Origin of the sequence: Mucilaginibacter terrae (genome assembly GCF_042679325.1) — a bacterium.
GTDB lineage: Bacteria > Bacteroidota > Bacteroidia > Sphingobacteriales > Sphingobacteriaceae > Mucilaginibacter > Mucilaginibacter terrae.
The window spans coordinates 1-9,280 of record NZ_JBHTMJ010000002.1 but is presented as its reverse complement, the minus strand read 5'-3'; the positions used below and the strand labels follow the sequence as shown (position 1 = coordinate 9,280).

10 protein-coding genes are annotated in these 9,280 nt (G+C 42.2%); 2 read left to right on the top strand and 8 right to left on the bottom strand.

The genetic code is table 11. The features are described from left to right. The first annotated feature begins 219 nt into the window (after window positions 1-219). A complete protein-coding gene (locus ACFQ3S_RS02000) occupies window positions 220-1,320 on the top strand; it encodes a 3-deoxy-D-manno-octulosonic acid transferase (RefSeq protein WP_377160686.1) in 1,101 nt (366 codons plus the stop codon). Between the two features lie 176 nt (window positions 1,321-1,496). On the opposite strand, the gene ACFQ3S_RS01995 is transcribed toward ACFQ3S_RS02000, so the two are convergent. The 5 genes from ACFQ3S_RS01995 to ACFQ3S_RS01975 form a co-directional block, all read right to left on the bottom strand. Next, entirely contained in the window at window positions 1,497-1,862 is a 366-nt protein-coding gene (locus ACFQ3S_RS01995) for a hypothetical protein (protein WP_377160684.1), read from the bottom strand. 59 nt (window positions 1,863-1,921) lie between these two features. Next, a complete protein-coding gene (gene creD / locus ACFQ3S_RS01990; RefSeq protein ID WP_377160681.1) occupies window positions 1,922-3,259 on the bottom strand; it encodes a cell envelope integrity protein CreD in 1,338 nt (445 codons plus the stop codon). 66 nt (window positions 3,260-3,325) lie between these two features. Beyond that, the gene (locus tag ACFQ3S_RS01985) at window positions 3,326-3,628 is read right to left on the bottom strand and encodes a winged helix-turn-helix domain-containing protein (RefSeq protein WP_377160678.1); all 303 of its coding nucleotides are present in this window, start codon (window positions 3,626-3,628) and stop codon (window positions 3,326-3,328) included. Then, window positions 3,625-4,287: a hypothetical protein gene (locus ACFQ3S_RS01980; protein WP_377160676.1), complete on the bottom strand. Its 663-nt coding sequence runs from the start codon at window positions 4,285-4,287 to the stop codon at window positions 3,625-3,627. The genes ACFQ3S_RS01985 and ACFQ3S_RS01980 overlap by 4 nt, the downstream gene beginning before the upstream one ends. Window positions 4,288-4,541: 254 nt before the next feature. After that, complete coding sequence (locus ACFQ3S_RS01975; RefSeq protein ID WP_377160673.1) at window positions 4,542-4,694, bottom strand: hypothetical protein; 153 nt, start codon at window positions 4,692-4,694, stop codon at window positions 4,542-4,544. 341 nt (window positions 4,695-5,035) lie between these two features. On the opposite strand from ACFQ3S_RS01975, the gene ACFQ3S_RS01970 reads away from it, so the two are divergent. After that, window positions 5,036-6,067, top strand: coding sequence for an LLM class flavin-dependent oxidoreductase (locus ACFQ3S_RS01970; RefSeq protein WP_377160671.1), 1,032 nt, complete (start codon window positions 5,036-5,038; stop codon window positions 6,065-6,067). Window positions 6,068-6,261: 194 nt separating this feature from the next. On the opposite strand, the gene ACFQ3S_RS01965 is transcribed toward ACFQ3S_RS01970, so the two are convergent. The 3 genes from ACFQ3S_RS01965 to ACFQ3S_RS01955 form a co-directional block, all read right to left on the bottom strand. Continuing rightward, window positions 6,262-6,417, bottom strand: a complete 156-nt coding sequence (locus ACFQ3S_RS01965) for a hypothetical protein (RefSeq protein WP_377160668.1) — start codon at window positions 6,415-6,417, stop codon at window positions 6,262-6,264. 433 nt (window positions 6,418-6,850) lie between these two features. Continuing rightward, window positions 6,851-7,579 (bottom strand): immunity 49 family protein, encoded by a 729-nt coding sequence (locus ACFQ3S_RS01960; protein ID WP_377160665.1) that lies wholly within the window; start codon window positions 7,577-7,579, stop codon window positions 6,851-6,853. After that, window positions 7,579-9,280, bottom strand: a 1,702-nt coding sequence (locus tag ACFQ3S_RS01955) for a hypothetical protein (protein ID WP_377160662.1), incomplete at its 5' end; no start/stop codon positions are given. The genes ACFQ3S_RS01960 and ACFQ3S_RS01955, both read right to left, overlap by 1 nt.

The following is a 9,280-nucleotide window of genomic DNA, read 5'->3' as shown; positions in this document are numbered from 1 at the left end:
ATATCCAGTACCTACTACTGCTATCTTCATAAAGATTCAATGTTTTGTTGTTCTATTTATTTACTTTTATACCCGACGAATATAAGAATTTCATTTTAAATGCTTATAATATATAATATTGGTATTAAAGTTTATTATTTCATTGCAATAATTACATCTGTATTTAATATTAAGGCCAAATTATGGTTAAACGGAAGAAAGGGGCAACAGGTTACATCTATGCCCAAAAGTGTGTGGTTTCACTTTGCTTCATTGGGCGAATTTGAGCAAGGAAGGCCTGTTTTAGAAGCTGTAAAAGCGCTGTATCCTCATCACAAAATAGTTATTACCTTCTTCTCTCCATCGGGTTTTGAGATCCGCAAAAACACTTCACTGGCCGATGCCGTTTATTATTTACCTTTAGATACGGCCCAAAACGCGCAACAATTTATTGAAACTATAAAACCTGTTGCTGCCATATTTACCAAGTACGAATACTGGTATCATTACTTTAACGAACTGCATAAGCAGCAAATACCGCTTTATATAATATCGGCTATATTTAGGCCCAAGCAAATATTTTTTAGATGGTATGGCAGCCTGCACCGCGAAATATTAAGTAAAGTCACCCGCTTTTTTGTTCAGGATGAAGCCTCGAAACAGCTGCTGTCGACCATCCATATCAATAACGTGCAGGTAAGTGGCGATACCCGTTTCGACAGAGTTTATGCCAATACGCAACAGCCTAAAGCATTACCTGTTATTGCCGAATTTAAGAACAACCGGCCTGTTTTTATTGCAGGTAGTTCGTGGCCTGCCGATGAGGAATTGATTGCTCCGATGACGGTACAATACCCCAACTGGAAATTTATTTTTGCACCGCATGAAATTTCTGAAGAGAAACTAAACAAATTGATGAGCCTGTTGCCAACCGGTAAAGTGGTACGCTTCTCTCAGATCCCCGCGCTCCGTACCCCGCTCTCTAGCTGTCAAATTTTAATTATCGATAATATTGGCATGCTTTCTTCTTTGTACCAATATGGCCAGGTGGCTTATATTGGCGGAGGTTTCGGCGCAGGTATTCACAACACGCTGGAGGCTGCGGCTTTTGGTTTGCCGGTTATTTTCGGCCCTAATTATACTCGCTTTAAAGAAGCTCGCGACCTGGTAGCTTTACACGGAGGTTTTGCCATTAGTAATGCCGCGCAACTACAAGAAATTGCCGGTAAGTTAATTACCGATGCCGAATACCTGAACAAAGCAAGCATTGTTGCAGCAAAGCTGGTGGCAGAAAGTAAAGGGGCTACGGCGTTAATTATGAGCAACATTGTAATTTTATAATACAGTAGCTGCTAATCAGACTGTTAGGGCTGCTTATAAAAGCAGGCTTCTACAGCTTTCGGCAGGAGGCAGTTATGATTGCCCTGTAGCTCTACGATGCTGTCGTTTCCATCTTCGTATTTTAAAATAATCGTAAAGCAAATGAATGCACAGGCGCAAGGCGTAAATATGTTTGATCATACGTTAACAGACATAAAAGTGACGAATACTAAAATGACGGCAATAGGTAAGCATACGGCAAACCAGTAACCATAGTTAAAAACCGTGTTTCTGAAACGCTGGCTGTTGCTGGTATTCAGCAGCACATCGGCCAGCCAACCAGCGGTGTAAAACACGTTAGCCATTATCATGTAAAAAAAGTAAATAATAACCTGTACCATCATAAAGTTCAACATGCTGTTAAACTCCATTGCATCAAAAAAACGGGAACTGTAAAGCGTATAGATCACAAAGGTTACCATGCCGCCAATAAGCAGGCCTCTATTGAACTTTATGCGTTGATGCAGCCACCAGTTTTGCGGTTTAATTTGCGATTCTTCCATATGCTTGTTAGGTTAAAAAAGGAGCAGCGTATTAAACACTGCTCCATAATGTGGCTCAACTACTCCCAGCTGATCTTCTTGGAGAAATACATCAATACCGATACAATAACGAACAGTGCTATACTGCCTACCAGCAGGGCCATGTCTTCCAGCTGAATAATAACAAATATGAAAACATAAAACAGGGTGAGGATGGCAGCGAAAAAGGTAGCCGCTTTGGTATTAGCCAGTAACGAAGCTGTAAACCATGCTATTAAGGCTATGGTGGCCACGGCAGCTATCAGGTATGCTATGTTGTAACCCAAATGTTCGGAAAGAGAAAGCAATAGCGTGTAAAACACGATCATAGCTGCCCCAATAAGCGCATAATTGAAAATATGAATTTTGCGCTTTTGAATAACCTCAGTTAAAAATAACGATACAAAGGTGAGCAGGATGATTAGGATGGCATATTTACTGGTACGTGTGGTTTTTTGATAATCATCAACCTGTATATGCAGTTCTACACCGAATAAGGCATCTTTTGTGTTTTTCAGGCTATTAAGTAACGTATCGTTTGCGGCCCATTGCTGCGGAAACGGTCGGTTTAAATATAACATGCGCCATTTGGCAATAAAGCCTTTGGCATCAATATGCCGATAATCGGGCAAGGAGCGTCCTTCAAATTTAGGGCTTGGCCAGTTACCGCTTACCTCTACCTGGGTGGTTTTACCAGTATGTAAAAAGTTGATGGACTGGCTACCCTTTAAATCCAGCTTAAAGCTGAATGGAATATTGCTACTGGTGTTTTTATTAAGGTTAATGGCAGCCTGTAGGCCGTTATCAAGCAGGTTGCTGCCGTTAAGCACCGGTTCAACCGTAAGCAATTGGTTTTGTACTTTTATAACCGGATTTGCTTTAAGGCCTTTTAAATCGCTTATGCCAAAAACCAGCCGGGCTTTATCCAGCATCATGTTACTGCTATCTATTTGCAGCTTGGCCAGGTCGGCGCGGTTAAAATTACCGGTAATGCTCAGGCCGGCATTGTAAACGCCCACATCAAAAATGCCCCGGTGCAGTGTTTCGGTATTAATATTTGCTTTAATGATCAGGTTTTCGGGAAGCAGGTACAGCGTTTCGGTATATTCTTTCACCGTAATTTTATTCGCCGTGTCTTTTTGGGTTATCTGCTTTTTATACGGAATTACCAATACCGGCCCCTGAACCAGCTGGCTGCCCGACCACTTGTCCGACACGTCTTCAATGATTTCCTGCTGCCGGGCCGAGCGCTCTTGTATAAGCCCTTGTATCCACGACGACGGGATAAGCAGCACCAGTGCTATTACCACAATGATGAGCATTTTTAATAAAACCGACTCGCGTACCCAATTAGTTGAAGGTTGTTGATTGCTTTCCATTTTATATTAATTTTAAAAGTACTTTTATTTTGAAAGTATTTGGATAAAAAAATAATGGTATTAATACTATATTTTTTGTTGTTTTATTAACTGCTCCAGCGCATTTAAATGATCCTGAAAAGCCTTTTTTCCTTTAAGCGATGCCTGGTAATTGGTATTAGGTTTACGGCCTACAAAGCTTTTGTGTATGATAATGTATTCTTCCTTCTCTAATGCTTTAAGGTTACTGGCCAGGTTGCCGTCGGTAATATCCAGCAGCTCTTTCAATGAGGTAAAGTCGTAGTTTTCGTTTACCATGAGTACGCTCATAATTTGCAGCCTTACCCGGTTTTCAAAGGCCTTGTCTAACTTGCTAAAATCAACTTTCACCGGTCGTACTTCAAGTGCATTAAAGTGCCGTAAACAATATGCAGCACACCAAAACCTACAGCCCAAAACATTAAACCATACCCGGGGAAAGCCGCCGCCATTAAGGCCAGTGCAATTTCACAAATGCCCAGGTATCTTACGTCGGTATAAGTATAAGCACTGGCCCCAACCAAAGCTAAACCATAAAATGCTAAACAGGCAGGCGATACAATGCCCAGGTATCCCCGGCTTAACAACAATAAAATAAGTAGTCCGCCGGTTATTAGCGGGGTTGCCATTTGAAAAAGTAAGGCCTTGCTGGTGGTACCCCAAAGTGCTTGTCCCTGTTTTTTAGCCTTGCGCCTGGTAAGGGCATAACCCGTAACAATTGATGCGAATAATACGGCAAACGCAACCACAACCAATTGTATTATAGTAGGCGAAAACAATACTTCTTCCCATAATTCCATTTGCAAAAATGGATTACCTCCTTTAGCGGCAAGGTTAAGCGAATATTTGGCACCCGGTATATATATAATTTTGTAGGCTAATGCTGCGCCCATGAGTGCATATATACCAGCCATAACGCCCGATAGGCCGCTCAACGATATAAATCTCGACGAGCGCTCCATCATACTGCGAATGGAGGCCAGGTCTGCGTGTATTTTACTTTCTTCCACTTAAAAGTACTTTTTTTTACAAAGTAAGCAAACTAATGCATACTGCGCAAATATTTAAGGAAATATTTTTTCTAAAATAGAAGTAAAAGTTCAACTATTGAATGTACCCTTTTATTATATAACCTATTAATACTAATGTTAAAAATAAGAGGGTAGGTGAAAACCTGATGCTTTAAAAAGAAATGCACAAACACAGTTGATACCAACGTGGAACATGCATTGATAATAAACCCAAAAGATGTTTGGGAAGTAATTTATAATGTAATTCCAGAGATGATCTGATCGTAATAAGCAAATGCTAAAAGCAAAACCGCCATAAATAACATGGCTGCTAAATAATAGTTATCATTACGTCCTTTAGGCTCAAAATCCTGGCGACCTAAGTCATTTGTTGATAGTGCTTTCATAGTAACGTGTATTAAAGTTGTAAATAATTCCTTTAACTGGTGCAATATACGCAAGCTTTAGCTAAAAATAATGAAATAATTTAATTTTTATAATAATTATAATACAATTATGGATAGTAATCCTAATACAGCTAAAAGTTGCTAAGTAATTTCAAAAAACATAAAAATGCTTTAATTGAAACAATATGGTATTGGCACATGAGTGCGCAGGAGCTTTATTAATTAAAAGCTACAATTCAAACAGCCTTATTAAATGCTGTTTCTTAACATATATCAAATGCAGCCAATTTTATTAAAGCGTACTTTGCAACATAATAACCCTCATTTAAAAAAAGGAATTTATGCAAGTTGGGATAGATAGTTTTGCAGCATCGTCATTTGACATAGGTACAAATATTGCTATAAGCAGTATGGATTTGTTGAGCCAGCTTTTAGACCGGATAGAACATGCCGATAAGGTGGGGCTGGATGTGTTTGGCATTGGAGAACATTACCGCAAAGAGTTTCTGGATTCGGCCCCTGCTATTATTTTGGCTGCCGCTGCGGCACGTACCAGCCGTATTGTTTTAACCAGCGCGGTAACGGTACTTAGTGCAGCCGATCCGGTGCGCGTTTTTCAAAGCTTTGCTACGTTAGACCTCATTTCAAAGGGCCGTGCCGAAATGGTGGTTGGCCGTGGTTCGTTCACCGAATCGTTCCCGTTATTTGGGTTAAAACTGCAGGATTATGATCAGCTGTTCACCGAAAAACTGGATCTGCTGCTACACATACGCGAACAGGAAACTGTGACCTGGACAGGCAAATTCAGGCCGGCATTAACCAATCAAGCTATTTATCCAAGACCGGTACAAACACCAATACCTATTTGGCTTGGGGTTGGCGGTACACCCGAATCGTTTGCCCGTGCCGGCATGCTGGGGCTGCCGCTTATGGTGGCTATTATTGGCGGCGAAACACATCGTTTTCGCCCGCTGATTGACCTTTACCGCGAAGCGGGAAGGCGTGCGGGCCATGCGCCCGAAAAACTACAGGTTGGTTTGCATTCATTGGGTTACGTAGCTCCTTCTACGCAGCAAGCACACGAAGAGTACTATCCGGGTTATGCCGAAGCCTTTACCCGGATAGGGCGCGAGCGAGGCTGGCCGCCGGTTACCCGCGCGCAGTTCAATGCCCTGGCCGGGCCAACCGGTGCCTTACTTATTGGCAGCCCCAGTGAAGTGGCTCAAAAAATAACCAAGCATAGCGAGGCACTGGGTGGCATTAACCGGGTAACCTTCCAAATGGATAATGCCAACCTGCCGCATCATAAACTGATGCAAGCAATCGAATTGTTGGGTACGGAAGTTTCGCCTTTGCTAAAGGATATAGGATAGGAAAGTTAAGCTTTTTGCAACAGTGGGCGGGAGGCCGGAGACAGTAAAAATGTGGTTAGGCACCGGGATTAAATTTTACTCCTCTCTGGTGCAAGCATCCGCTTGTGATTTTCAGAACTTTAATCTAAATTTACTGTTAGTACACGAGAGCGGTGGTAATGCCGAGCACAGGCTGTAGAAGGGAGTAGAGTTATTTACTCCCCAAAACGCTCAAAATTCCATTTTCCCATACTCACCCAACCCAGCCAGTAATCTATACCCGTTTTCCTGAATTCGTTTATGTATCTGTTTACTTGCGTTGAATCGAAGCGATAGCTCTTAATGGTATCGCCTGGAGTTCCATCAATCACACGAATATTTTCAGCATTCGCTGATTAATCTTGTACCATTTTAAAAGGTTCTTTACAGTAAGCTCTGGTCCTTGCTTTGCTGAAAAGAGTAATTTATTTTTATCGCTTGCACTTTTGTTTACATTGCTTGTTGAACTATCAAATAACCTAAAGAATTTTCCGTTAACATCAGCCCCTGACCCTACTATTACAATGAAATGGTTCGTTGAACCATCTGATCTGTTTCCTCCGGGAGCACAGTCAACTCCCACTATAACAGGATGCCCTATAGCGAGTTGGCATGCCGATAGTGATACCCCCCGCTACCGCAAGGGTTTCCCTTGTGGCTTAACCAGTTGTTTGGTTTGCAAATGGGCACTTCTAAGACCACCTATCTAACGCTTATCAACAAGGGAGACTCTTGCGGTAGCGGGGGGAATCCCTTATATATGAATCAGATTAAAAAATCATAACTCTCATACTTATCCAGCGGCTGAACCGGCATTAAGGCTTGGGGAACTAATTCGTCTTGCAGATCAATTTCATAACCCTGTAGCCAGGCCAACTTACACAAACCCGCCGTATCTAAAGACATAAAGCGACTGATGAGTGGATCGGTATTGCGCTTTTTATGTGTTTTCAATAGTTCCTGTAACCCTGCTTCTATCTCCTCCGCATCTTTATTGTAAAACCCTCTAAACACCTCAACCGTAGATGCATAGGCCTTATAGCGGGGTAATTTTACAAAGCGCTCGAGGTTGCGAATATTCTCTGCCAGCTTTTCTTGGTTGCCCTGTAAGATATGTTGTATGGCATTAGGTAATTGAAAACCGATACTATTTACATGGTTTATCGGATTTTTTAACGTGCTGTAATGTTGTATAATTTTTTTGTCATCTGATAGCAAGGCATAGCTTATTGGGTAAATACCTGCATCCATTATCCTACTTCCATATTTTTCACTCATGTATAAGGCAACAGTAGAAACTCTGAAAAAGCACAATTTCGCTCTCTTTATATCCTGTTGAATGTATACTGCATATAAACCATATACAGAGTTTGTACCCTCTAAACTTGGTAGGAAGAAGTGCTTATTCTTAACATCTTTAATTCTTTCTCTAACATTATCTTCATCATTACTGCGATTAGCATATATAATTTGTAGATGTTCAACTTTATTCATTATAAATAATCACTTAATTTTATGATAACAATTTCAGCATTTACCCTGTCAACAGCGGTAATGGTTTTAATAACTTTAGCACGATTAGCATCAATAAGATTTCCGAGGCTCTGAATAGCCGGATTACTTGCATTATTCTGCATTTCGACTATAGTCGCATTTATCCATCGTTCACTCATTTGCGGCCCTTTGATTGCTGTTGGTAACAATTTAATATTCCCTTGAGTGCCCACCTGCTTGGCCTCATTAATGATGATCTCCTGCACATTACCTGATGCATCGGTTTTAATATACACCCCGTCGAACCCGTTATTAGAGCCAAATTGAGAAGGATGCTTTGCAAAGCCTTCGCTATGAAATAGCTCATCGGCCAAGTCCTCAGTTTTATTACCCAGGTTATCGCCGTGCAGCACAATATCGTCCACCTTGTTTTTGAGGCTTGCTGCTACAGGTTTAATGCGGTGCGACAGCTGGTTTACTACTATCATCCCTAAATTGGTGAGCGTATTATCGCCCGGCTTAACAGCTTTTAAGGTATGCAGGGCCGAATGTGAAAACGTGCTAACCGCAGTTTTAACAAACTTTACTGCACCTTTTGCCGTTTTAATGGCTCGGAAAGCTTGCGCTCCAATAGGTATGCTGGAAAGCGGCACAGCAGTTACCGCCCGTTTTATCCATTTACCGCCGGTAGATACCCATCCTACTACAGGTAAGGCAGAAGCTACGCTCAAAGCACAGTTGATACGGTTTCCTTCCACAAAGTAAATGGCGCCGTTAATGAGGTCGGCCGCCTCACCAGCAACTGGTAACAACCCTACTAAATCCAATGTGAAATGTAGATCACCTTTGAGTACGTTCCATAATGCCACTGACATTTGCTTGGCTTTATTCCATTCTGGGTGTATAATGGATAAAGCGTGATATTCATTCACAAATTCTATCCCTTTTATAAGTCCGTAAGCAGGATCCGTGGGTGATAAAGGTAGGTCGTCATCAGCTTCTACGGCATCTATTAAACCTGCTGTGTTTTCAAATATTCCTCTTACCTGCCCATAAGTGAAGCTTTGACCGCTTTCGGGGTCGGTAGCAACATAGTTATCTACCGGGGTGGTAATAACCGGGCCGTAGGGTGCATTCAAAAATTGTTTTGTGAACAAATTAAAATCAACCGTCTGGTTCTGATACAAATAATCCACCGCCCAGTTTAAGAATTCCTTGTTTTCGGGTGTGCTGCCGTGTGTTAGCAGGTAATCATACAGTTCGGCCACAATATCAATATGCTCAAACAAAAAGGCCTGTTTGTTCAGGTCGGGGATGTATAGCTCCCGTATCAGGTTAGCGGTAATAATATCGTCGCTTACCCGTGTGCTTTCCCAGCTGCCCATATCAGGGTCACAGCCCGTGCCCCCGCCGTCTTCGCCCGAGTCGATGTAGGCCGGGTCGCCGTTGCCGGGTGTTATGCCGCAACCCGGTCCCGATACTACTACCGGCCTGCTTACCCATAATTCTACACCTCCGTAAGGTGGTAAGTTGTTTGGGCTGCCTCCACCAACCTGGGTGTTTACCGGGGCGTTACCCCCAGGCTGCCCGCCTGCATAAGGGCCCTCACCTATCCAGGTATTGGTAGGGTAATTACTGGTAATGCCACCTTCCTCTTCATACTCATCACCCACAAACAGGCTGGCCATAAAACGGAGTACA